This window comes from Sorangium sp. So ce363, from assembly GCF_051520435.1.
In the GTDB taxonomy this organism is placed as follows: Bacteria; Myxococcota_A; Polyangia; order Polyangiales; family Polyangiaceae; genus Sorangium; species Sorangium cellulosum_B.
Window position 1 is genome coordinate 8,829,171 of sequence record NZ_CP150333.1, and the last position, 24,881, is coordinate 8,854,051.

Consider the following 24,881-nt stretch of genomic DNA (forward strand, 5'->3'; position numbering starts at 1 on the left):
GCTCTGCGGCGCGTCGCTCCGCCCCGCGCGCCGCGTGTGCGCCGCCGCGCAAGGCGCTCGAAAGGCGCTGTTCTCCGCGTGGTTCAGGGAGAGAATCGGCGCGTCCGCCGTGGATTGCCCTGGTCCCTGGGGCGCCCGCGGTTATCTTCCCGCGCCGTTCGGCACGAAGCGCGCGGCGTTTCGCCCTCTCTGCCGGCGGCGAGTCACGAGGAGAAGAAGTGTCACGGGTTGTGGAGCGCGCAGCGAAGACCGCCAGCTGTCTCACGGAGCGGCGCAGAGCCGCGGCGCGGCGGGTCGCCGCGTTCATGGCGCTCACCCTCGCCTCGGCGGGGTGCGCCGCGCAGGGAGCGCCGGCGCTCGCCGCGCGCGGCGGCGCAGACCCCGGCGCGAGCGCGGGGGCGCCGGCGCCCGCCGCGCGCAGCGGCGCGGACCCCGGCGCGAGCGCGGCGGCAGAGCCGATCTTCCATGAGGCGGAGTCGCTCGCGGGGCGCTACCGCGTGATCGGCGTGCAGCTCTTCGTGCTCGACCAGGCCGCGGAGGCGGGCGCGGCCGGCGGGCGCGGCGCGGCGCGGCGGGCGGCGCTCGAAGCAGAGGCCGCGCGGCTGCGGGCGGGCGTCGCGGCGGCCTACGCCGCGCTCGTCGACGCGCCGGCGCTGCGCGCAGCGGAGCAGCGGCCGCGAGCGCTCCTCGCGCTCGCGCGGGCGCTCCAGGACGGCGGGGACGCGCGCGGCGCCGAGGCGCGGCTGCGTCAGCTCGCCCTCGAGCACCCGGCGTCCGGCGAGGCGGCCGAGGCCTACCTCGCGCTGGCCGACCTGGCGTTCGCCGCGGGGCGCCTCGACGAGGCGGTGATCGCCTGCGACGGCGCGCTCCGCGGCGCCGCGGGGGCGCCGCTCCGCAAGCGCGCGCTCTACGTGAAGTCGTGGAGCCTGCGGGGCCTCGGCGGCCGAAGCGCCACCGAGGGGGCCATGAGGGCGCTGCGCGCCATCGTGCAGCTCGGCCCCGCGCGCGCCGGCTCGCTGGAGGCGACGATCGACGAGGCCGCGGAGCGAGAGCTCGTCGAGCTCTACGCGGCGCACGGCGACCTCACCCAGGCCCGCGCCTTCTTCGCGGGCGCGGGCGAGCGCGCGGGCCCGCGGCTGCTCGGCGAGGTGGAGGCCCGCGCCGCGCGGCGCGGGCGCCCGGAGCCGCCCGATCGACCGGCCCTGTGAGGAGCGCCGCCGCCCGGGAGCCTCACCCTTCGCCCGCGTCGATCCGGAACCGCGGCGCCTCGATGCGCTCCCCCCGGCACGCCGGGCAGCGGCTCGGCTTCGCGAGCGACCGCCGCTCGTCGAACGCGTAGCCGCAGCGCAGGCAGCGCGCCGGCGCGACCGAGAGCCGCTCGCCGCGCGCGCGCAGCGAGCGCGCGAGGTGCTCGAGGTGCGGCGCCACGTCGCGCTCCCGCATCCCGAGGCGGGTGGAGAGCTCCCACGCGGTCGCCGCTCCCCTGCGGAGCTCCTCCAGGAGCGCCTGCCGCACCGTCTCCGACCGGGGCGCTGGGCTCGGCGGTGGCTTCGGGTCGCTCATCGCTCTCCGCGAGCGTGACACCGCGGCGGCGCCGGTCCAGCGCCGATCGCTCGCGGCTCGCGCGAGCGCGCTCGCGCGCTGGGCTCGCGCCGCGCTCCAGCACCGCACGGCCAGGACAGGCGCACAGGTGCTGCCTCTCACGACGGCGGAGCAGCGCAGCGCGGCACCGACCGCGCGGCCATTGCGCTGCCCACAGCGCGCACGGAGAATGCCGCTCCGGAGAACAGCAGCGCATGATCCCGTGCCCGTCCGACGACGCCCTGGCCACCTGGCTCGCGGGCAACTTCCCGCACGACGACGCGGCGAGCATCCGCGGGCACGTGGCCGGCTGCGACGTCTGCCGCGCGCGGCTCTCGACGCGCCCGAGCGAGAGCGACCTCGGGGCGCCGCTCTTCCTCAACGCGACGCGCCAGCGCTTCGGCGCGAGCGAGCCGCCGCCGTCGCCCCCGCTCTCGTGGGCGCCGCCCTTGGCCTTCGACGACTACCGCGTGGTGCGGCCGCTCGGGCGCGGGGGCATGGGGCAGGTGTACCTCGCCCACGACGAGGTCCTCGACCGGCCCGTCGCGCTCAAGTTCGTCGCGGCGGACAGCCCGGATCCCAGGACCATCGAGCGGCTGCGCGTCGAGGCCCGCGCGATCGCGCGCCTCCAGCACCCCAACGTCGTCGCCGTCTACCGGATCGGCGAGGTCCGCGGGCGGCCGTACATCGCCTACGAGTTCGTCGAGGGCGAGCCGCTCGAGCTGCTCCCGAAGCCGATCCCGTGGCCCGCCGCGCTGCGCCTCGCGCTCGGCCTCGCGCGCGGGCTCGCCGCGGCGCACCGGCGGGGCGTCCTCCACCGCGACATCAAGCCGGCGAACGTGATGCTCGACGCGAGCGGCGAGGTGAAGCTGCTCGACTTCGGCCTCGCCAAGCTCGCCGACCGGCCCGGCGCCCCCGCCCTCGACGCGGGCCATCGCGCCGCGCCGAACTCCGCCGTCGCGCCCGCGCCGTGGGCGCTCGCGGACATGTCCGCCCTGACGACCGCGATCCCGGTGGCGCTCGACGCGGCCTCCGCGCTCGGGACCGCGAGCCTCACCGACGGCGGCATGATGATGGGCACGCCGCTCTACCTCGCGCCGGAGCTCTGGGCGGGCACCGCCGGCACGCCCCGCTCCGACGTCTACGCGCTCGGGCTGGTCTTCTACGAGCTGTGCGCGGGCCGGCTGCCTCACGCGGGGCTCGACGTGCACGCGATCGCCAGCTGGGTGACGGCGCGGGCGCTCCCGCCGCTGCGCTCGATCTGCCCCGACGTCCCGGAGATGCTCGCGGCCGTCATCGATCGCTGCGTCCTGCGCGAGCCGGAGGCGCGCTTCGCGTCGGCCGAGGAGGTGCAGGCCGCGCTCGAGGAGACCGAGGCGCTCTGCCGGGCGTTCCAGATCGTCCGCCCCGCGTCGCCCCCCGCGAGCGCGCAGGACGCGGGCGCGGACGTCGTGCGCGCCTCGTTCGAGCGCCTCGCCCCGCGCGCCGAGGCGCTCGTGACGCGCTTCTACGAGCGGCTCTTCGCCCGCGAGCCGGCGCTCCGGGCGCTGTTCCCGCCGGACATGCGCGAGCAGCGGCTCAAGCTCGCCGCGGCGCTGCAGCTCGTCGTCGACAACCTGCGCGCGCCGGACAAGCTGGTCGAGATGCTCGAGGCGCTCGGTCGCCGCCACGCGGCGTACGCTGCGTTGCCCGAGCATTTCGACGCCGTGGGCCGCGCGCTGCTCGAGGCGCTCGAGGAGCTCGAAGGGGACGCGTGGTCGCCCGTCACCGCGCGGGCGTGGGCGGGCGCGTACGCGCAGGTCGCCGAGGCGATGCGGCGCGGGCTCGAGGCCGCGCGGGAGGGGGTGGTCTCCTCCGCGCGGGCGCCCGCGCGGCTGCACGCCGCGGAGACCCGCTTCGCCACGAGCGCCGACGCGAGCCTGGCCTACAGGACCGCGGGCGGCGGGCCGATCGATCTGGTGCTGGTCCAGGGGTGGGTGACGCACGTGGAGGCCGCGTGGGAGGGCGCGCTCATCTCCCGGTTCTTCGCCGAGCTCGGCGCGTGGGCGCGGCTCATCGTGCTCGACCAGCGCGGCACCGGGATGAGCGAGCGCGAGGGCGCGGGCGCTCCCGCCGAGCAGCAGGCGGAGGATCTGCTGGCGGTGCTGGACGCGGCCGGCGTGGCGCGCGCCGCGCTCCTCGGCGTCGGCGCCGGGTTCGCGCCGTGCGCGCTGCTCGCGGCGGCGCACCCGGCGCGGGTGCGCGCCCTGATCGCGCTCGGGAGCGCGGCGCAGATGTCTGCCTGGCCGGGGTGCCTCTTCGGGCTCGCCGGCGAGGACGCCGAGGAGGCCGAGCGCGCGCTGCGGAGCGGCTGGGGCGAGCCGCTCTTCCTCGATCGCCTGGCCCCGTCCGCGGCGGATGACGGCGCGTTCCGGCGCTTCTGGGCCGCGTACCTGCGCCACGGCGCGAGCCCTGGCGGGGCGGCGCGCATGCTCCGGGCACACGCGGCGGCCGACGTCCGGTCCGCGCTGGGCCGGGTGAGCGCCCCGACGCTCGTGCTGCACCGGGCCGGCGATCGGGCCGTCCCGGCGGCGGCCGGGCGCGACCTCGCCGGCCGCATCCGCGGCGCGCGCCACGTCGAGCTGCCGGGCGACGATCACCTCCCCTTCGTCGGCGAGTCAGGTCCGCTGCTCGCCGAGCTGCGGGCCTTCCTTGGCGCGGATGCCGGGGGGAACCCCGTCTCGAGCCTCGTGCCCTCCGCGGCGCTCGGCGCCGCCTCCGGCGGCTGACGCGCTCGGCGCGCGGCCAAGCACGCGGTGCGTCGTCGCCCGGCTCGCGCCGCGGAGCTCTCGTGGACACTCGTGGGCTCGCACGACGAGCCGCCGGACGCGCGCCCGCCTCTCGGACGCTCGCGCTCGCTCCGCTTCCTCAACCGATGTTTGCCCGCGCTACGATGAGCGGATGAGCTCGAGTTCAGCGTGCGGACGTCCGCGTCTCCGGCTTCGCCCGATACGACTTGAGAGTTCTCCTTATCTCGATGTCTCTCCAGGAAAAGGGAAACATCCTGTCTACCTTGCGATCCCGTGATTCCCCCGCTAGCTTGAATTGATGATGGGATGGTCGCGCCCGCTGACCTGCTATGTCGCTGCCGTGCTTGGCGCATTCGCGAGCGCTTGCTCCGGGACGGAGCAGGGCTCTGCCGGCGCAACGGCAGGCGCGGCGGGCGCAGGCGGGGCGGGAGGCGACGGCAGCGCCGAGAGCGCGGGCGGGGGCGCCGACTGCCCTCCTGGTGAGGAAGGCTGTCCCTGTGGGCCTCTGGGCCAGTGCGACGACGGGCTCCGCTGCGCAGACAGCGTATGTATTTCGGAGTGTACCAGCGCCGATGATGACCCGATGGTCGACGGCGACTGCGACTGGCGGGGAGGCCCGGAGGACCCCTCATTCCAGCGCTCGGATACGTGGGGCACCACGGGGGCAGCGCTCGTCTCCCCCGAGGTCGAGGGCAACGGCAACCCCGGGGCCGGCATCATCGGGAGAGACGCGGTGTGCCAGATGGCCGGCTTCTATCAGCGCCTCTCGATGCCGGACCTCGCGTGCGCCGGACCGCTCCTCCTCACGTTCGCCGCGCGCGTCGGCTGCGAGCTCGCGATGGATTGCCTCGGCCCGCCGGGGGTCGGGGTCCGGATCGACGGAGGGATCACCGATCTCGATCTCATGCCCTCTTCGTCCTTTGCCCCGCAACGCGTGTGCCTGGGAGAGCGCGCCTACGGCAGGCCGATCGAGCTGCTCCTCGCGCCCGCCCGGCGTTCTCCCCTGTGCGATGAGGACACCGGACAGGACTTCACGCTGACGTTCGATGACGTCGCCCTTCAGCCTGATGAAATGAACGAGTGCCCGCCGCCTGGCCAGGTGCTGAACGGCGACTTCGAAGCAGGCGCCGCCGGCTGGAAGGCGACCCCCGAGGGCGGCGTCTCCGAGATCGAGCGCGGCCTGGGCCAGGGCGGCGGCAAGGGCGGACATCTCGCCACCACGCTGTTCTGCCAGGTCCCCTCGCTCGAGGGCACGCTCTCGGCGCCCTTGCCGTCCGCCGCGCTGCCGAGCCCGGCGCTCCGCATCTGGAGCCGTGGCAGCCCGGGGGCGATCGTCGACGTGATGCTGAGCACGCACCGGCTGACGGCCCTGACGGGCACGGGCGAGGCGCAGGTCTCGCATGCCTGCTTGCCCCGGTGGGCGCTCGGCATGGCGCACCGCCTCGCGTTCGCCTTCCGGAACCGGCACAGCCAGCCGTGCATGGAGGAGAACAAGCGGGATTTCACGGTGGATGACCTCGCCATCGTCTCTGACGATCGCTGCCCCGGGGACGCGCCGCTCTTCGACCCCGGCTTCGAGAACGACGGCGCCGACGCGGGCCTCTCGCCGACATGGGTCCTCAACGCGGAGGACCCCGCGCGCGGCAGCGCCAGGCTCGCGGTCGACGCTGCGGCCGCGCACGCCGGCGACGTCTCGCTCTCGCTGTCCGTGCGGAAGCCGTGCCGCGAGCCCTCGGCCTCCACCGTGTTCACCGTCCCCGAGCCTCAGGGGACGGCCGGTCCGGCGCTGAAGTTCTGGTACCGCACGAGCCACCTCCTCGCGGCGACCGCCTCCTCGATGCCAGGAGGCGCCCTGGCTGCCAGCGAGCGCTGGACGCAACAGACGATCTGCCTGGATCCGCGCACGGCGGGCATGCCCCAGCCGATCTCTTTCAAGATAAGAGCCAGCGGCACCTGCGATGCGCCGCTCGACGACGAGGCCTTGCACGTGGACGACGTCGATGCGACGACCGATCCCTCCTGCCCGGCCGCGGCGCTCCCCTGAGCTGCGGAGTCCTGGCGCCTCGATTCGCCGGGCAGAAGGTGCCTCTCGGCTCAGCCGCGCTTCCGGCCCACCAGGATGACGATCGGATAGGCGAAGTGGACCTCGTCCCCCCGGAGCTCTGCGCCCACGCCGAGCGCGTCGACGCCGACGTCGGCGCGGTAGAGGGCCCGGAGCCGGTCCGCTCCGCCGGGCTCCGGGAAGGAGGCCCGGAGCGCGGCCTCGAGCTCCACCTCGAGCCGGTACCGCGTCGTCGTCTCGATCTCCAGCCCCGCCGCCTCGAACAGGGCGCCGAGCTCGCGCTCGGTGAGCGCGCTCGCGTGCGACGGATCGCGGATCTTCTCGGCGGCGTCGTACGCTGCCCGCTTGTCCTCGGCCGGCGCCACGTCGATCACGGCGACTCGCCCGCTCCTCTGGCACACGCGGGCCATCTCGCGCAGCGTCACGAGCGGCTCCAGCAGGTGATGGAAGCTGTAGCGCGTCGTGACCAGGCGATAGCTCTCGTCCGGATAGGACAGCCGGCTCGCGTCGCCGAGCTCCCAGGTGACGTTGGAGAGGCCGAGGCTCGCCTGCCTCTTCCGCGCCTCGTCCAGCATCGCCGGGACGATGTCGAGCCCCCGCACGCTCGCCACGCGCTGGGCCAGCGCGCAGGCGACGATCCCCGGCCCGCAGGCCACGTCGAGGGCCGCGTCGCTCGGCGCCGGGGCGAGCGCGTCGAGCAGCTGCCCCATGGCGGATTCCGCCGAGTGGGCCCGGACCTCGGCGAACGGCCTGGCCTGGCGGGTGAACTGTTCCTGTATCAACGCATCGTGCGCCGCGGGAGTCGCTTGCTTCATGGCGCTCGAAGATGGACGCGCTCCGGCTTTACGGCTGCCGGCGATCGGACAAAGATCACCGCCGAGAGGCCACGCCTTGCAAGCCCGCGTCCTGACCCCGACGGAGACCACCGAGCACCTCGCGCGGCTCGGGCTCGATCATGCCGGCGCGCGCGCGTTCTCCTACGAAGACGAGCTGCCGGGAGCCGTGTACGGCTGGCACACCCACGCGCGGCACCAGCTGCTCTGTCCTCTGGCCGGCACGGCGCGCCTCGAGGTCGAGGACGCGTCCTTCCTGCTCCCCCCGCAGCTCGCCGCGCTCATCCCCGCGGGCGAGCGGCACGCCACCACCTGCGGCGACGCGTCCATCGTCTCGATCTATTTCGAGCCCGCCGCGTTCCCTTCCCCCCTCGCGGCGGTGAGGATCTTCGAGATCCCCGCGCTCCTGCGCGAGATGGTGATCTACGCGCGCCGCTGGCCGGTCGCGCGGCGTCCGGACGACGCCGCGGCCAACACGTTCTTCGCGGCGATGGCGGACATCATCGGCCCGCTCCTCGATCGCGGCGCCACGTACCGGCTGCCCCGCGGCAAGACGCGGCCGGTGCAGCGCGCGATCGAGTGCGCGCTGCGCGACGTCTCCAGCGCCGATCTCCCGCGGGCCGCGGCGTTCGCAGGGGCGACCGAGCGCACGCTGCGGCGGCGGTTCCGCGAGGAGACCGGCGTCACGTGGCGCGGCTTCGTCACGCGCGCGCGCGTGCTCCGGGCGATCGACCTGCTCTCCAGCCCGAGCGCCAGCGTCACGCAGGTCGCGCTGGACGTCGGCTTTCAGAGCCTCGGCGCGTTCGCCGCCGCGTTCCGCGCCGTCACCGGCCAGACGCCGAGCGAGTTTCGCAGGACCGCCCGGCCATCGCCGGGCGGTGGACACAAGAGCTGACCTGACGGCGCGGACGCGACCCTCGAAGAGCGCGCCGCGTGCGGGCGGCCCCCCGCGGCGCGCGCCGCGAGATCCCGGGTTACTGCGTGATCGCCCGGAGATCGAGCATCTCTTCGACGCTCGGGACCACGATGAGGTCGCAGCGGCGGTTCTTCTGCCGGCCCTCGTCGGTGTCGTTGGTCGCGACCGGATCGGTGTCCGCGAAGCCCGCCGCGCTCCAGTTCGCGACGGGGAGCGCGCCCCCGCCGCCCTTGACGTCGGCCGGGCTGACGAGGAACACGAGCACCTCGCGGGCGCGCATCAGCGACAGGCCCCAGTTGTCGCGGAACTGGCCGCCCGCGAGCGGCTTGTTGTCCGTGTGGCCGGCGACCTGGTAGTCGCGCTGGAGCAGCGACTTGTCGTTCTTGACGACCGTCGCCACCTTGAGGAGGATCTCCTTGCCCTCCTTCTTCAGCGTCTCGCGCCCGGAGTCGAAGAGGACGTCGCCCGGCAGCGAGATGACCATCCGGTTGTTCCGGATGTTCACCGCCAGGCCGAGCTTCGTGAGCTCGTCCAGCTTCTTCTTGAGCGTCTCGAACCGCGCCTTGATCGCCTCCAGCTGGCGGGCGCGGGCCTTGAACTCGGCGAGCGCCTTCTCGCGCTCCTCCAGCGTCGAGCTCAGCTGCGACACCTGCGTGCTCGTCGCCTGGAGGTTCTCGTTCAGCTTGCCGATGTCGACGCCGGCCGCCTCGAGCTGCTTCGTCAGCTCCGCGACCCTCGCCTGGGCCGCCTCGAGCTCCTGCTGCGTCTGGGCGAGGCGGCCCTCCGTGGTCTGGTGCTGGCTCTGAAGGCGGTTGTACTTGTCGAGCTGGGCCTTCCACTCCTCCTCGGAGTAGCCGCACCCCAGCGAGGACGACGCGATCACGGCAGGCAGGAAGGCCGCGAAAGCGGTTCTGCGGCCTTTCAAGACACGAGGGTGCATGAGCACGCTCCTTCACTCTAGTTGGTGAACATGAGCTGGGGCCGAACGCTCGGCCCTCGCCCGGTTCCAGGTGACAGCGGCCTGTCAGGCCGTGCGGAGGCGTACCCTACCGAGGTCGCGCGCGATTGTAAAAGGCCGTATCGAGCCGCCCGACCCGCCGCCTCGCGCGCCTCTCTCCGTCGCCGCACCCCGTCACCGCGTCCGCCAGGCGCGGCGCGCTGACGCGGCGCGTGTATGCGCCATCGCAACACAGGTGCGCTTGTCCATTGTTCCCGCCTGCGCACCTGCTAATGGGACGGCCCATGGCCTATCGCATCACGCTGATCCCGGGCGACGGCATCGGCCCGGAGGTGGTGACGGCGACTCAGGATGTGGTCTCCGCCGCCGGCGTCGCGGTCGACTGGGAGATCCATCACGCGGGCATCGAGGTCGCGAAGCTGACGGGCTCGCCGCTCCCCCTCCCCGTGCTCGACGCCGTGCGGAAGAACCGGATCGCCCTGAAAGGCCCGGTGACGACGCCGATCGGGGGCGGGTTCCGCTCGGTCAACGTCACGCTCCGGCAGACGCTCGACCTCTACGCGAACGTGCGGCCGATCCGCAGCCTGCCCGGCGTCGACCCGCGGTTCGACGTCGACATGGTCATCGTGCGCGAGAACACCGAGGGGCTCTACGCCGGGCTCGAGCTCATGATCCTGCCCGGCGTGGCCCAGAGCATCAAGCTCACGACCGAGCGGGGCTCGACGCGCATCGCGGAGTTCGCGTTCCGGTACGCGAAGAAGCACGGCCGGAGCAAGGTGACGATCGTCCACAAGGCGAACATCATGAAGATCTCCGACGGCCTCGCGCTCGACTGCGCGCGGCGGGTGGCCGTGGGGCACCCCGAGATCCAGCTCGGCGAGATGATCGTCGACGCGGCGGCCATGACGATGGTCCGCGATCCGAACCGGCTCGGCGTGATCGTGACGGAGAACCTCTACGGCGACATCCTCTCGGACCTCGGGGCCGGCCTGGTCGGCGGGCTCGGGATCGTGCCCGGCGCGAACATCGGCGACGACGCGGCGGTCTTCGAGGCGGTGCACGGGTCGGCGCCGGACATCGCGGGCAAGGGCTACGCGAACCCGACGGCTCTCGTGCAGAGCGCCGTGATGATGCTGCGGCACCTCGGCGAGCACGACGCGGGCGATCGGATCGAGCGGGCGCTGACGACGCTCTACCGGGCCGGCGAGGTGCGCACGCGCGACCTCGGCGGCGCCGCGAGCACGAGCGACTTCGCCCGGGCGCTCTGCGCCGAGATCGAAAGGCCTCGCGCGGAGGCCTAGCGGAGGGCATCCTGATCCCGCAGACGTGGGATCCGCCTTCACGTGGCTGCTCGAGTGGTGCGCCGAGCTCGTCGGCGCGACGGACGGGGCTGCCGGCGCCGCGGGCGACGACGCGAGGCGCCGGCGGCGGCTGCGGCTCTTCCTCGCGCTCTCGTCGCTCGTCGCGGCGAGCTACTTCCTCAGCGAGATCTGGGGCGTGAAGGGCCTGCTCCCGGCCGCCCTGTTCTTCGCGCTCGCGGTGAAGGCGACGCGCGCCGTCCTCGACGCGCGCGCGTCGCTGTGGCGCGCCGCCGCGCTCGACCTCGAGGACCCAGCGCAGCGCCCGCGCGCCGGCGCGGATCCGTGGTTCTCGCCCCCGACGGCGAGGGTCCTGCGCGCGCTGGCGGCGGTGATCGACGCCGCGCGCCGGGAGCGCTACGCGGCCGCGCTGGAGCGGCTCCCGTCGGTCGATCGGGCCGCGCTCCGGCCCGACGAGGCGCGGCTGCTCGAAGCGGCCCGCGCGCTGCTCTCGCTGGGCCTCGGCGACCCGGCGCGCGCGGCGCAGCAGGCGATCGTCGCGCTGCCCACGGGGATCGACGCCATCGACGCGCGGCTCGGCCGCGTGGTGATCGCCGACGCGTGGAAGAGCCCCGCGCGGATCGAGGCGATCGATCGCGCGTGGCGGCAGGAGCTCCAGGGCGGCGTGGCGTCCGAGGCGCTCGAGCGCCTCCTGTCGCTGTCGCGGCTGCGCCTCGCGCCGCACGCGGTGGAGGCGCTCCAGCCCGTCGAGGCGCGCGCGCTGTCGGCCGAGGCCTGGTCGATCGGCGAGGAGGAGCTCGCCGCGGCGCTCGAGTCCCGCGCGCGGAGCGGCGTCTACCGCTGAGCCGGCGGCTCACGGCGGCGGCTCACGGCGGCGGCTCGCGCGGCACGGCGGGCGCGATCTCGCGCAGGAGGCGGAGGCCGCCGAGCGAGATCTCGACCACCGCGGCGAGCCGCTCCGCCACGAGCTGCTCCGCCGAGGGCCCCGCGGCGCGCGTCTCCGCGACGAAGGCGAAGCAGCGCCGGCCGGAGCCGCCGAAGGCGACCGCGAAGCCGTCGATCGGCGCTCCCGGCGGGGAGTCGGCGACGCCGATCGCCACGACCGTGTCGAACCCCTCCGGCACGTCGATCCGGCGCTCGGCGGCGGTGAGGCCCTCGCCGGGGCGCGGCAGGTCGCGCCAGAGCCGCGCGCGCGCCTCGCACGCCGCGCGGCTCGCGCGGCCGTCCTCGCGCCAGGTGCGCACGAGCAGCGACGTCGACGACGCGGCGTGGGTCGCGACGAGCCAGGGGCCCTCGCCGTCCTCGACGCGGAAGCCGCGCGCGTCGGGCAGGGGGAGCCGGAGATCGAAGCGATCCGAGCGGTATTCGCCGAGCTCGCCGTCGCCGAGCGTCGACGCCGCCTGCGCGGGCGTCGCGGGCCTCGGCGGCTCGGGCGGCGCGGCCGGGGCCGGCGCGCACGCGGGTACCAGGGCGAGCAGCGCGGCGGCCGGCGCGAGGGCGCGGCGCGGCGCGCGCGCCTTCGGCTGCGGCCCGTGCCCCGGCGCTCCTTCGGGCTCGGCGCGCGGCTCCGGCCTCATCGCGTGAGCAGCACGAGCAACGCGCCTGCGCCGCCCTCCGCGTCCGGGGCCGTCGCGAAGGCGGCGACGTGGCGGGCGACGCGGCCGTTGCTCAGCCAGGCGGCGATCTCGCCGCGGAGCACGGCGTGGCCGCCGGGCGAGTGGTTGCCCTTGCCGTGGACGATGGCGACGACGCGGTCGCCGTCGCGCTGGCGCTTGCACACGAACGCCTCGACGGCCTCGCGCGCCGCCTCGAGCCTCAGGCCGTGCAGATCGAGGGTGCCGTCGACGGCGTAGCGGGCGCGGCGGAGCCGCCTGAGCTCACGCGGATCGACGTCGAGGCGCCGGCCCTCGATGCGCTCGCTGTCGTCCGTGGTCTCGAACTTGATCCCCTCGATGACGAGCGAGCGCATGCGCGAGCGCGCGTCCTCGTCCGGGTCGAACGCGATCGTCGGGAGCGCGGCCCGCTCGACGCGGCTGGCGGTGACCGGGATCCGGGTCGCGCGATCCTCGAGCACGCGGACGCCGGCCATGTAGATGGCGAAGGTCTCGGGGTCGACGGGCCGCGGCGCCGGCTCGGCGCCTGCCCGCGGCGCCGCGCCTGCGCCCGGGGGCGCGGGCGATCTCGCCTTGGGCTTCGCCTCGGGCGAGGCCGCCGTCGCCTTGGGCTTCGCCTCGGTCGAGGCCGCCGTCGCCTTGGGCTTCGCCTCGGGCGAGGCCGCCGTCGCCTTGGGCTTCGCCTCGGGCGCCGGCTTGGCCTTGTTCAGCTGCCGGAGCGTGGAGAACGGCTGATAGAACGCCTCATTCACCTTGCGCGCCGCCGCCTTCGCGGCTCGCTCCGGGCTGGCCGTCGTTCTCGTGTCTCTCTCGCGCTTCGCGCCCTTCGCCATCCCCCAGAACATCGCTCGCGAGGCCGCGGAGTGCAAACCGGACGGCTTCGATGCCGGCGAGCTGCCCGTCCTCGAAGTGCCAGTCGGGGTCGTCGAGGCCGGGGAAGTCGTGCGGGTTGCGGATGTCCTCGGCCGTGAGCGTGGGGATGAGGCGCCGCGCGAGGTCGATGACCTTGGCCCTCTGCGCTCCCTCCATGTCGGCGAGCAGCGCGAAGATGCGATGGAAGAGCTCGGCGGGCGACGGGGCGGCGGGCGGGGCGCCTTCGCGGCCCGCGTCGTGAGAGCGCATCGGGCGCAGCATACGCCATCGGGCCGGGCGCGCCGCGCGCCCCCGTCGCGGCGCGTCCGGCCGCGCGCGCGGAGCTCAGCCGCCTCCCGCGCGTGGCAGCCCGGGCTGCGGCGAGGGGGAGCGGGGCCTCCGCCGGCACCCCGAACGGCTCGTCAGGCGCGCAGGCGAGGGCGCGCCGTGTGACCGACGCCCCCGCCCTACGGTTTCCACTCCGCGCGGCGCGAGGAACGGGGACCCACCCGCCCCCGGCGCCGCTCCTGGATCGAGGTCAGCGAGGCTCTCCGAGGCGCATGATCGGCCCGGGGCGGTCCTCTGCCGGCGTTGCCTCGGATCGCCCGGGGTCATGGGGCTGCCCGTATGGATGGAAGTCTCCGTACGGCCTGAAGGGTCTGACCGGCCGGAAGTGCCCATACGGCCTGAAGGGTCTGACCGGCCGGAAGTGCCCATACGGCCTGTGCGGCCAGAATGGCCTGAACGGCCGGAAATGCCCATGATATGGGACATCATCCGGGGGAATCCTGGCGCCGGGGAAGTCCGAGCTCGTTGTCTCCTCGACGAGCACGAGATCTTGGATGGGCGTCGTGCTCCCCGCAGCAGCCATCTGCGCGGTGCCGAGCGCCATTCCGGACAGCGCCAGGGCCCCGAGCGCTTTGACCAGCTTCATCACGGAATCCTTTCACGATGCGAGCGTCTTGCCGGGCGTCATCCCGTGCGGGCTGCGTCCCTGGCGATGCAAGCGTGAGGCCCGTTCGCGGCGGACCGCTGGCGTCGCGAACGGCGGCGCGGGTTCCTGATAACCGTGGATCGGCGCCGCGCGCGCGCCTCGCACGCCGCGGGGCGTCTCGTGTGCGCGCGGTGGACAGCGACCGGCACCGGCCTGCGCGCGTGCGCGTCGATATCGACGCGACGGTCCCCTTCCCGGCTCAGGGCGTGATCAGGACATTCGACAGATCATCGACGATCCTGCCGACATCGCCGCCGTCGAGATTGACGAGCACGGTGATAGAAGCATCCTTGTCGACCGCGTAATAAGACGACGACGTGAAGCCCCAGATACCGCCGTCGTGACCGACCTGGACGCCGAGCGGAGATTCCCGGCGCGACAGCCCGAGGCCGTACCCGGTGACCTCGCCGAGGGGCGCGTCGACCCACGCGGTCATCTCTTCGAGCTCGGCGGGGCCGAGCAGCGTGCCGTCGAGCACCTTGCGGTAGAAGCGCGTGAGGTCGCCCGTGGTCGAGACCAGCGCGCCCGCCGCGCCGGCCGCGGACGCGTCGATCGCGGAGGTCATCTCGACGAGCTCTCCTCGGCTCCGCCCGTAACCGTGCACGAGGCCGGGCAGGGCCTCCTCGGCGCCGTCGAGGTAGGTGTGCGCGAGCCCCGCCGGCTCGAGGACGCGGGCGCGGAGCAGCTCGCCGATGGGCTCTCCCGAGGCCGCTTCGACGATCAGGCCGGCGATGATGTAGTTCGTGTTGGAGTAGGCGAAGCCGCGCCCTGGCTCGAAATACGGCGGCTTCGACGCGGCGAGCTCGATGAGCTCCGCGGGTGTCCACGTGCGCGTCGGATCGTCGAAGGCCGCGGTCCAGAACTCGTCGAGCGCCGTGTAGTCGAAGACGCCGCTCGTGTGGTTCAGGATCTGTCGCACAGAGATCTGCTCTCCGCGGGGGATACCGCCGACGTACGCCGAGACGGCGTCGTCGAGCGACAGCCGGCCTTCCGCGCGGAGCGTCAGCGCCAGCGTGGAGACGAAGGTCTTCGTGATGCTCCCTGCGCGGAAGAGATCGCCGGGCTGGATGGCCACGTCGGCCTCGGTGTCCGCGACCCCCGCGGCGCCGAGCCAGCTGCACCCGCCGAGATGCACGGCGGCGGCCGCGCCGGGGAGCCGCTGCGCATCCACGGCCGCGTCGAGCGCACTCTGGAGCTCGACCGAGAGCTCGTCGCAGCCGGCGCCCGGCGCAGGGTCTGGGCCCCCAGGTCCAGGGGCAGCGCTCCCGACTCCGACGCTCCCACGGCCATCGTCGTCCGTGGTGGCCACCACGTCGCGCGGAGCGGGCGAGGAGCTCGTGCACCCCGCGAGCAGGACAACGCCGATACAAGAAGAGAAGAAGGCCTTCGGCCGAAGGACACGGCTCATCAATCGGGTCTCCATGGCCTCCCCGTGAGGTCCATTGCTGCGCTCCGCCGCGCCGCTCCCGATCTCCAGGCGCGGCCCCGCGAAGGACGGGCATCAAGACGCGACGGGTCCGACCGTGTCAACCGGCCCGCAAAGATGCGGGTGCTCTCGCTCACGCAGGACGTCGATAACGCAGCTTATCGCGTGAGTCGGCAGACAGGCCGTTCCCACGAATCATGCGCGACGGCGAGCGCCCGCAGCAAGGTGATCACGGCGATCGAGTGGCTGATCTGGCCGTCCTGCATCGCCGCCCTCACGTCATCTGCGCTCATCACGACCGCTTCCGTGCTCTCGTGCTCGTCGCCCTCGGGCTCGCCGACCCGCCGCGCGCCGCGCCCCAGGTAGAGGAAGCAGCGGTTCGCCTGGAGCGCAGGATTCGGGTGCACCCACCCGAGCGTCTCGAGCGACTCCACAGCATACCCCGTCTCCTCCAGGAGCTCGCGCGGCGCAGCGGCCGCCGGCTCTTCCCCTGGATCGACAAGACCGCCAGCCGTCTCGATGGTCACCGCGTCGACCCCGTGCCGGTACTGCCGCACCAGGACGAACTGACCTTCATCCGTGATCGCGGCCACCGAGATCCAGTCGGCGAGCTCCAGCGTGAAGGCGGGATAAGACGCGCCCGCAGCCATGACCTCATGGCGATGGATCGCGAGCGGACCGAACGTACCGGCGAGCGCCGAGGCGTGCCGGCGAGGAATCGTGATACCCATCCCGCCTCACTACTACGGCGTGCCTCTCGCCGCCTTCTCCGGCACCGCTCCTGTCTTCTCCGTCACCGCTCCCACCTTCGCCTGCGTCGTGCTCGCCGTCTCCGACGCTCCCGCCTTCGCCTGCGTCGTGCTCGCCGTCTCCGGCGCTCCCGCCTTCGCCTGCGTCGTGCTCGCCGTCTCCGGCGCTCCCGCCTTCGCCTGCGTCGTGCTCGCCGTCTCCGGCGCCGCGCTCGCCGCCGTCTCCGGCGCCGCGCTCGCCTTGTCCGGCGCAGGGCCCGCCATCTTCTCCGGCGCCGTGCTCGCAGACCTGTCGCGGCGCTCCCGCCGGAGCACCTCCTCCGCGTCCTCGCCGGGCATCCGCTCGGTCGCCCCTCGCCCTTCGTCCTGTGGCGGCGGCCACGCGGTCACATAGCGGGGTGCCTCGCCGGGTCCGGACGCATCGATCCACGAGACGCTCCCCGTCCCTGGCGCGCGCACGTCGACGTGCACGAACGAGCTGTTCGGATAATACCCGCAGCCCGTGTCGGCGAGCGCGCGGCAGGCGGCGGCGAGCTCGTCGTTCCGCACCCCGGCGATGCGCAGATCGAGCGCCCGGCCCGTCTGGTGCAGGCTGCCCTGGCTCTGCGGCCGGTACCCGCTCACGAGCGACACGAGCCGGCCCGGGTACCGCCGCGCCAGCGCGTCGATGCGGGAGAGCAGCCCGGGATCGAGCAGCCGTACGCCGGGCGCGATCTCCCCTCCCTGCACCCAGCTCGCCCTGCTCCCGGCGGCTCGCGGCGCATCGCCGGCGCGCCGCCCCTTGCGGCTCGCCGCCTCCGGCCTCCGCGCAGGCGCGCCCTCGTCGGACAGGATCGGCCGCGGCGTGCCCCACGGGCGCGCAAGCAAGGAGAGGGCGCGCCGGGCCTCCTCGCGCGGCTTCCCCTTGCAGTCGACCAGCTCGAGGCGCTCGGGCTCCAGCCCGCTGCGATCCATCGACAGCACCGGTCCGTGGCACGGCTTCGGAGGCGCCTCCCGCTCCACCCCCTTCTTCGCCCCGCGCCGCTTGCTCTCGGCCGTGCGCGCCGCCCGCCTCTTCTCCTTCTTCCTCTCGCCGCCCGCCTTCTTCTTGGCGACCACCCTTTTCCCGCCGCCCGCCTTCGCCGAGCCGCCCGCGTTTTCCTCCGCGTCTGCAGCCGCGTGCGGCGCCTCCCTGCGGGTATGGGCCCTCCCCCTCCGGTCCCCCGCCGCGCTCGTCTTCTCGTCACCGGTCGCCGCCGAGGCGCTCTTCGCGCGGCGATCGGGCGGGCTCTCCCGCGTCTTCGTTCGCGGAGCTTGCTCCGCGCCTGCGGGGCTCGCCGGCGCGCGGTCCCGACGGGCCTGTTCGCTCTCCTCTTCCCCCGATTCCCCGGACCTCTCGGCAGCGGCGTGCGCCCTGGGCAGCGGCTCCGCGAAGACGGGCCCCGCCAGGATCGCCGGCACCGCGATGCTCACCAGCACCGAGAGCGCGGCCGCGCGAGCACGCCTCAGGCGCGCACGCGGCTCCCCCCTGCGCACAGCTCCCCCTGCGTCCCGCGGCGCCGCGCCTTCACTGCTCACGGATCGAAGGCTCATCATGGAAAGCTCCAGTCGGGTCGGGTGCGAGTGCCATCCGCCAAGGAGCGGATCTCCCAGACGCGGCGTCGCCGCCCGTCCGCAGGATGTGGGATTGGGAAGGGCAGTCAGCGGTCCGCTTCTTGAATCGACCTGGGACGAGACCGGCAACCTCGAAACAGCGTCTCCGAGACGCCCCTCGCGGAAGCTCGCAAGCTCGGAAGGCAACCTCGGAAGGGAGACTCGGAAGGCAAGCTCAGAAGGGACCGAACCCTGAGGACAGGAATGGCATGAAGTGCGGAGGGCAGCCCAATTTTCTGCGGCGCTGACCAAAGGCTGTGGTAGGAACCCAGCTGCCTCGCGACTGCGGTCGGGTCGTGAGCGCGGCTCCGGGGTGCATGGGGGCAGAGCCCCTCGTCACGCGGTCCGCGGTCGGGTATCGCCCGGCGCACCACGCACTGCGGCGTGGCCCTACCTTCACGATCAACGCAGCCAGCGTGATCAGCGCGGAGATAGGCGTCGCGTCCCTTGCGCAACATCGTCCGGGCCATCGCGGATCGCGGGGGAAGCGCCCGGCCCAACACGCACCAGCCTCATTCACCACAACATCGATGCAAGCGGGGCGCCACACGCGGGATGCGGAAGCCGAACCCGGTGGCGCGTCCATGATCGCTCCGAGGTCACCAGGGGCACGACATGCGGCGAATTCGTAGAGACGCAACCAAGGTCTGGCACAATCCCGAGCTCCACACGGCCTATGGCCCTGGTCAGCCGAACAGCGCGGGGCTGCCGCGTCCGACGCAGAGCGGCGAGGACCGGCGGGCAGCCAAGCAACACCGCGCCGCGCTCGAGGCGCTTTTCTCTCCGCGCAAGGAGCCGGAGGCAGAGGACAGCAAGGGCGGGCGCGTCAAGTCCGGACGCGACGCCGCGTCCAAGGCGCCGGGGCGCATCGTCCTCGCGCCGCCTCCGCAGAGCGACCCGAAGGCCGTCGAGCGCCAGCGGCTCCTGTCGAAGCTGCTCTGCGCGTCGGGCCGGCCCAACATCTCCAAGGCCGCGAACGAGTTCCTCCGCGCCGGCCACGCCTTCCCCGCGGAGCAGGACGTGTACCTGCAGCTGCTCGAGCACAGCGACGAGCAGCGCATCCAGGAGGCGATCGACGAGCTCGCGGGCATCCTCGTCGGCGAGCTGCCGAAGCGTCGCGCCGTGCTCGAGTCGCGGCTCCGCCGCATCGAGGAGTTCGCGGAGGAGCCCGCCACGCGCGAGGCCGCCGAGCGGCTGCGCCGCCAGGTGAGCGGCAGGCCCGAGGCCCCGGCCGCGGACGGCGCGGCCCGGGGCGGCGCGGGCGGGGGCGTCTCCGAAGCGAGCGGCGAGGCGGAATGACGCGCGCGGAATTCGAGGCCGAGCTCCGCAAGCTGATCCAGGCGTTCGAGACGGGCACCGGCAACGAGCGGTGCGTCGCGTGCGTCTCGTGCGAGCGCTGCGTCGACTGCACGTTCTGCCGCAACTCGAAGGCGCTGCAGCGGTGCCACTACTGCGTCGACACCCAGCGCTCCTCGGACAGCACGCACTGCCGCGGCTGCCGCGATCTCATCGCGTGCAGCCACTGCGTCGCGTCCGAGCGGTGCACGCAGTCGTCGTACCTCGTGCGCTCGGTCGACTGCACCGGCTGCACCTACTGCTTCGGCTGCGTGGGCCTCGTGCGGAAGGACTTCCACATCCTCAACCAGCCTTACGATCGCAGCACCTACTTCAAGCTCACGGCCAAGCTGATGCGCGAGCTCGGGCTGAGCGCGGGCACCGGGGCGGAGCCCGCCGCCGCGCCGAGTCGAAGCGCGGCCGCGCAGCGCTAGCGATGCGCGCGGTCGTTCAACGCGCGCTCGGCGCGCGCGTCGAGGTCGGAGGCCAGGTGGTCGGCGCGATCGAGCGCGGCCTCGTGGCCTTCGTCGGCGCCGCGAAGGACGATGACGACGCCGACGCCGACCACGTCGCGAGCAAGATCGCGGGCCTCCGCGTGTTCAGCGACGACGCCGGCAAGATGTCGCGGGCGCTCGCGGACGTGCGCGGCGGCGGCGTGCTCGCGATCAGCCAGTTCACGCTGTTCGGGGACGTCCGGCGCGGCCTGAGGCCGAGCTTCGACGGCGCCATGGAGCCCGTGCGCGCCGAGGCGCTGTACGATCGCTTCGTCGCCGCCTTGCGGGCCCGCGGCCTCACGGTGGCCACGGGCCGCTTCCGCGCCGACATGCGCGTGTTCGTCGAGAACGACGGCCCGGTCACCATCCTCATCGATTCGAAGCGGACGTTCTGAGGGATCTGCCGGGATCGGCGGCGACAGCCACCCCCTTTTCCCCGAGCGCCGCGCAGGCTACGGGGGAGCCATGCGGGTCACCATCGTGGGCGCGGGGGCGCTCGGGCGGATCTACGGCGTGCGCCTCGCCACCCAGGGAGACGACGTCACGTTCGTGGTCCGGCCCGAGCGCGCCGGCGACGTACGGCCGTTCGTGGTCGAGCAGGTGAACGGCGCCGATCGACGCGACACGCTCGATCGCCCGCGCCTCGCGGCCGAGATCCCGGCCGACGCGGACATCGTCCTGATCACCGTGCGCTTCGATCAGCTCGTCCCGCGCGCTGACCTCGGCGGCGCCGCGGGCGGCAGGTCGGTGGCGGATCTGCTCCGCGGCGGCCCGGCCGCGCCCGCCGTGGTGCTCACGCCGCTCCTGCCCAGGGAGCGCGCCGACCTCGAGGAGGCCGCCCAGCGCCGCATCACCCCCGCGATGCCGGGCGTCTCGGGCTACCTCGACGAGCGCGGCGTGGTCCGCGCCTGGATCACCGGGCTCGCGCCCACGCTCATCGACGAAGAGGGAGGCGCCCCCGCGGAGCGACCGCCGCTCGAGGAGCTCGCGCGCCGCCTCACGAGCGCCGGTGTCCCGGCGCGGCTCGAGCCCGACGTGGGCGCGCAGAACGTGGCCACCACGACCGCGTTCTTCCCGCTGATCGCCGCCATCGACGCGGGCGGCGGGGCGAGCGCCCTCCTCGAGAACGACGGCGTGCTCCGCACCGTGATCGAGGCCACCAGGGAGTCCGTGGCGCTCGCGGACCGGCTGGGCAAGGTGGCCCCGTGGACGAAGCTCCTCCTCCGGTTCATCGGGCCGCTCACGCTCAAGCCGGGCATCGCGCTCGTGCGCCTGCTGGCCCCGGAGTTCTTGCGGTTCCTCGACGTGCATTTCGGCCCCAAGCTCCACGCGCAGCACCTCGCGATGGGCGCCACCGTCCTCGAGATGGGCCGAGAGCGCGGCCTGAGCATGCCGGCGCTCGAGCGGCTGCTCGCGCACCTCGGCGGCCGCCCACGGGCGCGCTGAGCCGCGCCTTCCCGCGCCCGCGCGCAGCGTCGGCGCGTGTCGGCGCGTCGCTGCGTCAGCGCGCGCGCGCGGCCGCAAGCTGCGCCGCGAGCACGATCGCCTCGCGCATGCCGCGCGGGTCGGCGCGCCCCGTTCCCGCGAGATCGTACGCGGTGCCATGGTCGACGCTCGTGCGCACGATCGGCAGGCCGAGCGTGACGTTCACGGCCTCGCCGAAGCCCAGGAGCTTGCTCGGGATCGTCGCCTGGTCGTGGTACATGGCGACGACCCCGTCGAGCGCGCCGCGCGCCGCGAGGCGGAACGCCGTCTCCGCGCCGACGGGCCCGGTCAGCTCCGCCGCCGGGCCCGAGCGCGAAAGCCGCCGCGCCGCGAGGCGGATCCCCGGCGTGATGCGCACCTGCTCTTCGTCGCCGAGGAGCCCGCCTTCGCCTGCGTGCGGGTTGAGCGCGGCGACGGCCACGCGCGGCCTCTCGCGGCCGAGATCGCCGAGCAGCCGCGCGAGCCACACCGCGGCGCGCGCCACCTCGCGCGGGCTCACCGCGTCCGGCACCTCGCGCAGCGGCACGTGGGTCGTCACGAGGGCGGTCACGAGCTTGCCCGAAGCGAAGGCCATCGTGACCTCGCGCGCGCGGAGCCGCCGGCCCAGGTGCTCGGTGTGCCCGAGGAAGTCCGCGGACCCCGGCGCGCCGCTCGTGGCGATCGCGTGCTTCGACGCGGGCCCCGTGACCAGCGCCGCAGCGACGCCATCGCGGACCAGATCCGTCGCCGCGTCGATCCAAGCGAGCTGCGCCGCGCCGTCCTCGGCCTCGGGCCGACCGAACGCGCTCGGCCGCGAGAGCCGCGCGCTGCCCGCCCAGAGCCCGATCGAGCCGGGCGCGAGCTCCTCGATGGCGGCGCGCCCATCGACGACGACGAGCCGGCGGGCCGCGACCCGGACGAGCTTCGCTGCCCGCCGGATGATCGCCTCATCGCCGACGAGCACGCAGCGCGCGCCCTCGACGGACGCCGCGCCGGCCACGGCCACCTCGGGGCCCACCCCGCTGGGGCACCCGACGCTGATCGCGACGATCGGCGGCCCGGCGGGGCGCGAGCGACCGCCGCCGCGCGCCGCACCGGCGGCGGTCGTTCGCGCGCCGCCGCGGCGAACCGGCGACGTCATCGGGTGATGCGCCGCTCGCGCCCGGGCGGCGTGGCGTCGTTGGCCGAGGGCGCCGATCGCCCCTTGGCTTGCGCGGCCTCCTCGTCGTCGCCGTCCTCGTCCTCGTCGCCCTCGTCGTCGCTGTCCTCGTCCTCGTCCTCGTCGGGCAGCTCTCCGCGCTCGTCGCCCTGGGCCTCCTCGCCGGCCCCGCTCCGCTGGAGCGCCCTGCTCGCATCGCCGCCCTCGGGACCACCGGCGCCGGGGATCGGCGACTCGAGGCGGTACCCGGCCCCGCGCAGCGTGACGAGCGGCAGCGCCGCGCCGAGCTTCGCCCGGAGACGCCTCACGTGGATGTCGACGGTCCGCGCGCCGCCCTCGTACTGGCTGCCCCAGACACGGCGAAGAAGCTCTGTCCGCGACACAACTTTTCCGCGGCGCTCGCACACGTACGAGAGCAGCGCGAACTCCTTCGCGGTGAGCGGCACGTGCATGCCGCCGACCGAGACGTCGTGGGCCGCGCGATCGATGACGATCGCGCCCACCTTCACCCGCTCCTCGGTCGCGAACTCGCTGCGGCGCCACTCGACGAGGCGCACGCGCGCGTAGAGCTCGGCGGGCACGTACGGCACGAGCAGGAAGTCGTCGAAGCCGCTGGACGGCTCGATCCGCGCGATCTGCGCCACGCTCACGGCGACCAGCGCGCCGACCTCCTCGAGGCGCGGCTCGCGGCGCAGCGCGCGCAGCGCCGCGGCGGCCAGGTCCGGCCTGTCGAGCGCCTCGACGACGATCGCCCGCGCCTTGCTCTCGTCGTCGTGGAAGAGCCGCGGTGGATCATCCCAGAGATCCAGGGTTCGCACGTCAGCGCCCAGCGAGCGCAAGACCGATGCGGCACCCTCGTCGCGCTCCAGATCCGGTCCGTGTCCAACGATGGCTATGAACGAGCGACGCGCCATGAACGCCCCGTATACGGGTGTCACGACGGGCCGGCAAGACGCACCGCGCTAAACCCACCAATACCGCTGCGGGGCTTACCTTCCGCCTGGCGTTCCAGCCTTGGAAATCAGCCGATCCGCGTTCCGCCGACCGTGATGAGATCGATCTTGATTGTGGGGCATCCAACACCTACGGGGACGCTCTGTCCGTCCTTGCCGCACGTCCAGATGCCGTCGGAGACGGCGACGTCGTGGCCGAGCATGGTGACGCGCCGGAGCACCTCGGGGCCGTTGCCGATGAGGTTCACGCCCTTGAGGGGCGCGGTCAGCTTGCCGTCCTCGATGAGGTAGCTCTCGGTCAGAGAGAACACGAAATCGCCGTTCGAGATGTCGACCTGGCCGCCGCCGAACTTCTTCGCGAAGACGCCTCGCTTCACGGACCTCACGATCTCCTCGGGATCATGCGGGCCCGCGAGCAGGATGGTGTTCGTCATCCTGGGCATCGGCGCGGCGGCGAAGCTCTCGCGCCGCCCGTTGCCGGTCGGCGTGAGCCCGAAGTGCCGGGCCGAGAGCCGGTCGTGCATGTACCCGACGAGCTTGCCGTTCTCGATGAGCGTGCTGCGCTCGGGCTCGTGGCCCTCGTCGTCCACGTTGATCGTGCCGCGCGACTGGAGGAGCGTGGCGTCGTCCACCACCGTGCAGAGCGAGCTCGCGACGTCCTTGCCGATCTGTCCCGCGTAGTTGCTGGTCCCCTTGCGGTTGAAGTCCGCCTCGAGCCCGTGCCCCACCGCCTCGTGGAGCAGGATGCCGCTGTCGCCCGGGGCGAGCACGACGTTCATCTCGCCGGCGGGCGCGTCGCGGGCGTCGAGCATCGCCACCGCCTGCCGCGCGGCCTCCTCGGCGTGCCACTCCGGCGACGTGCCCTCGAAGTAGGCCGTCGTCATGCGCCCGCCGCCGCCGCTCGAGCCTTCCTGGCGCTTTCCGCCGCGCTCGGCGAGCGCGCGCACGCCGAAGCGGATGAGCGGCTGGACGTCGTGCGCCATCCGCCCGTCGCTCGTGGCCACGAGGACCTCGCGCACCTCCTCGACGAAGCTCGCCTCCGCCTTGACGATGCTGGGATCGTAGGCGAGCGCCGCGGCGCTCGCGCGCTCGAGCAGCGCGCGCTTCGCGAGCCCGGGGGCGTCGAGCGAGATGCTGGGCAGCTCGTAGCGGGTCGGCAGCTCGCGGCGCCTGAGCTCGATCTTCTCCTTGCCGCCCGAGCCCGTCGCGATCTGCGCCGCCGTCTCGGCCGCGCGCCGCATCGCCTCCCAGGTGAGGTCCTCCGTGTACGCGTACCCGGTCGCGTCTCCTCGCTGGACGCGGACGCCGACCCCCATCGACACCCCACGCGAGGCCGCCTTGAGGATCCCTTCGTCGAAGGTGAACCCGCCTCCGGCGCGGTACTCGAAGAAGAGGTCAGCGTAATCACCTCCCTTGGACAGGGCGACCGAGAGGAGCCGCTCGCAAAGCGCGGCGTCGACGGCATTTTCCTCTCCAGGAGCGAACGGGGCACGGTAGGCCTGGCTGCGCGACATGGTGCCCAACTCTAGGTCCATTCGCCTGGACGGTCGAGAAACGGCGGCGCTCCGGTGCGCCCTCCCGCCGACGCCCGCGCTCGGCCCCGGCGGCGGCCGAGCTCGCGACCTACCCCCCTGCCCTCTCATCCGGCGCGGCGCGCATACATCGCCCGCGCGGCACGGGCACGCCGCGACCCCGCGCCCCCGGCGATCGCCGGGTCGCGCGACCTCCAGCGAGGCGGCCGCGGGTCGCGGA

Annotated in this window: 22 protein-coding genes; 10 read left to right on the forward strand and 12 right to left on the reverse strand. The window is 74.0% G+C overall.

What is annotated here, in order from left to right:
• The first annotated feature begins 218 nt into the window (after positions 1-218).
• Positions 219-1,208, forward strand: a complete 990-nt coding sequence (locus WMF12_RS33230; protein ID WP_437851877.1) for a hypothetical protein — start codon at positions 219-221, stop codon at positions 1,206-1,208.
• A 22-nt stretch (positions 1,209-1,230) separates the two neighbouring features.
• Here the strand turns inward: WMF12_RS33230 and WMF12_RS33235 are convergent, their stop codons facing one another.
• Positions 1,231-1,563: a transcriptional regulator gene (locus WMF12_RS33235; RefSeq protein ID WP_437324296.1), complete on the reverse strand. Its 333-nt coding sequence runs from the start codon at positions 1,561-1,563 to the stop codon at positions 1,231-1,233.
• 233 nt (positions 1,564-1,796) lie between these two features.
• Here WMF12_RS33235 and WMF12_RS33240 point away from each other — a divergent pair, with 233 nt between their 5' ends.
• Both WMF12_RS33240 and WMF12_RS33245 read left to right on the forward strand, forming a co-directional pair.
• Complete coding sequence (locus tag WMF12_RS33240; RefSeq protein ID WP_437851879.1) at positions 1,797-4,349, forward strand: alpha/beta fold hydrolase; 2,553 nt, start codon at positions 1,797-1,799, stop codon at positions 4,347-4,349.
• 604 nt (positions 4,350-4,953) lie between these two features.
• Positions 4,954-6,414 (forward strand): hypothetical protein, encoded by a 1,461-nt coding sequence (locus WMF12_RS33245; RefSeq protein WP_437851881.1) that lies wholly within the window; start codon positions 4,954-4,956, stop codon positions 6,412-6,414.
• A gap of 50 nt (positions 6,415-6,464) precedes the next feature.
• On the opposite strand, the gene WMF12_RS33250 is transcribed toward WMF12_RS33245, so the two are convergent.
• The gene (locus WMF12_RS33250; RefSeq protein WP_437851882.1) at positions 6,465-7,247 is read right to left on the reverse strand and encodes a class I SAM-dependent methyltransferase; all 783 of its coding nucleotides are present in this window, start codon (positions 7,245-7,247) and stop codon (positions 6,465-6,467) included.
• 76 nt (positions 7,248-7,323) lie between these two features.
• On the opposite strand from WMF12_RS33250, the gene WMF12_RS33255 reads away from it, so the two are divergent.
• The gene (locus WMF12_RS33255) at positions 7,324-8,160 is read left to right on the forward strand and encodes an AraC family transcriptional regulator (RefSeq protein ID WP_437851886.1); all 837 of its coding nucleotides are present in this window, start codon (positions 7,324-7,326) and stop codon (positions 8,158-8,160) included.
• Positions 8,161-8,239: 79 nt separating this feature from the next.
• Here the strand turns inward: WMF12_RS33255 and WMF12_RS33260 are convergent, their stop codons facing one another.
• A complete protein-coding gene (locus WMF12_RS33260; protein WP_437851888.1) occupies positions 8,240-9,121 on the reverse strand; it encodes an OmpA family protein in 882 nt (293 codons plus the stop codon).
• Between the two features lie 302 nt (positions 9,122-9,423).
• On the opposite strand from WMF12_RS33260, the gene WMF12_RS33265 reads away from it, so the two are divergent.
• Together WMF12_RS33265 and WMF12_RS33270 are read left to right on the forward strand one after the other, a co-directional pair.
• A complete protein-coding gene (locus tag WMF12_RS33265) occupies positions 9,424-10,440 on the forward strand; it encodes an isocitrate/isopropylmalate dehydrogenase family protein (protein ID WP_437851890.1) in 1,017 nt (338 codons plus the stop codon).
• A gap of 25 nt (positions 10,441-10,465) precedes the next feature.
• Positions 10,466-11,302, forward strand: coding sequence for a hypothetical protein (locus WMF12_RS33270; RefSeq protein ID WP_437851892.1), 837 nt, complete (start codon positions 10,466-10,468; stop codon positions 11,300-11,302).
• A gap of 22 nt (positions 11,303-11,324) precedes the next feature.
• On the opposite strand, the gene WMF12_RS33275 is transcribed toward WMF12_RS33270, so the two are convergent.
• The 6 genes from WMF12_RS33275 to WMF12_RS33300 form a co-directional block, all read right to left on the reverse strand.
• A complete protein-coding gene (locus WMF12_RS33275) occupies positions 11,325-12,035 on the reverse strand; it encodes a hypothetical protein (protein ID WP_437851893.1) in 711 nt (236 codons plus the stop codon).
• Entirely contained in the window at positions 12,032-12,823 is a 792-nt protein-coding gene (locus WMF12_RS33280; RefSeq protein WP_437851895.1) for a Smr/MutS family protein, read from the reverse strand. Before WMF12_RS33280 ends, WMF12_RS33275 begins: the two co-directional genes overlap by 4 nt.
• Positions 12,816-13,193, reverse strand: coding sequence for a hypothetical protein (locus WMF12_RS33285; protein ID WP_437851897.1), 378 nt, complete (start codon positions 13,191-13,193; stop codon positions 12,816-12,818). Before WMF12_RS33285 ends, WMF12_RS33280 begins: the two co-directional genes overlap by 8 nt.
• 923 nt (positions 13,194-14,116) lie before the next feature.
• Positions 14,117-15,325: a serine hydrolase domain-containing protein gene (locus tag WMF12_RS33290; protein ID WP_437851898.1), complete on the reverse strand. Its 1,209-nt coding sequence runs from the start codon at positions 15,323-15,325 to the stop codon at positions 14,117-14,119.
• Positions 15,326-15,501: 176 nt separating this feature from the next.
• On the reverse strand, positions 15,502-16,074 hold the full coding sequence (locus tag WMF12_RS33295) for an NUDIX hydrolase (RefSeq protein WP_437851900.1): 573 nt from the start codon (positions 16,072-16,074) through the stop codon (positions 15,502-15,504).
• A 12-nt stretch (positions 16,075-16,086) separates the two neighbouring features.
• Complete coding sequence (locus WMF12_RS33300; protein ID WP_437851902.1) at positions 16,087-17,550, reverse strand: YcbK family protein; 1,464 nt, start codon at positions 17,548-17,550, stop codon at positions 16,087-16,089.
• A gap of 789 nt (positions 17,551-18,339) precedes the next feature.
• Here WMF12_RS33300 and WMF12_RS33305 point away from each other — a divergent pair.
• The 4 genes from WMF12_RS33305 to WMF12_RS33320 all read left to right on the forward strand — a co-directional run bounded on the left by WMF12_RS33305 (position 18,340) and on the right by WMF12_RS33320 (position 20,999).
• Positions 18,340-19,023 carry a hypothetical protein gene (locus WMF12_RS33305; protein ID WP_437851903.1) on the forward strand — a complete coding sequence of 228 codons (684 nt, stop codon included), beginning with the start codon at positions 18,340-18,342 and terminating at the stop codon, positions 19,021-19,023.
• Complete coding sequence (locus WMF12_RS33310; RefSeq protein ID WP_437294268.1) at positions 19,020-19,493, forward strand: hypothetical protein; 474 nt, start codon at positions 19,020-19,022, stop codon at positions 19,491-19,493. The genes WMF12_RS33305 and WMF12_RS33310 overlap by 4 nt, the downstream gene beginning before the upstream one ends.
• 2 nt (positions 19,494-19,495) lie before the next feature.
• Positions 19,496-19,948 carry a D-aminoacyl-tRNA deacylase gene (gene dtd / locus WMF12_RS33315; RefSeq protein WP_012239060.1) on the forward strand — a complete coding sequence of 151 codons (453 nt, stop codon included), beginning with the start codon at positions 19,496-19,498 and terminating at the stop codon, positions 19,946-19,948.
• A 70-nt stretch (positions 19,949-20,018) separates the two neighbouring features.
• Entirely contained in the window at positions 20,019-20,999 is a 981-nt protein-coding gene (locus WMF12_RS33320) for a ketopantoate reductase family protein (protein WP_437851905.1), read from the forward strand.
• Between the two features lie 55 nt (positions 21,000-21,054).
• Here WMF12_RS33320 and pdxA read toward each other — a convergent pair whose 3' ends face one another.
• The 3 genes from pdxA to WMF12_RS33335 all read right to left on the reverse strand — a co-directional run bounded on the left by pdxA (position 21,055) and on the right by WMF12_RS33335 (position 24,643).
• Positions 21,055-22,158, reverse strand: coding sequence for a 4-hydroxythreonine-4-phosphate dehydrogenase PdxA (gene pdxA, locus WMF12_RS33325; RefSeq protein ID WP_437851907.1), 1,104 nt, complete (start codon positions 22,156-22,158; stop codon positions 21,055-21,057).
• On the reverse strand, positions 22,155-22,994 hold the full coding sequence (locus WMF12_RS33330; protein ID WP_437851909.1) for a winged helix-turn-helix domain-containing protein: 840 nt from the start codon (positions 22,992-22,994) through the stop codon (positions 22,155-22,157). Before WMF12_RS33330 ends, pdxA begins: the two co-directional genes overlap by 4 nt.
• A gap of 203 nt (positions 22,995-23,197) precedes the next feature.
• A complete protein-coding gene (locus tag WMF12_RS33335; RefSeq protein WP_437851911.1) occupies positions 23,198-24,643 on the reverse strand; it encodes a TldD/PmbA family protein in 1,446 nt (481 codons plus the stop codon).
• Positions 24,644-24,881 lie beyond the last annotated feature (238 nt).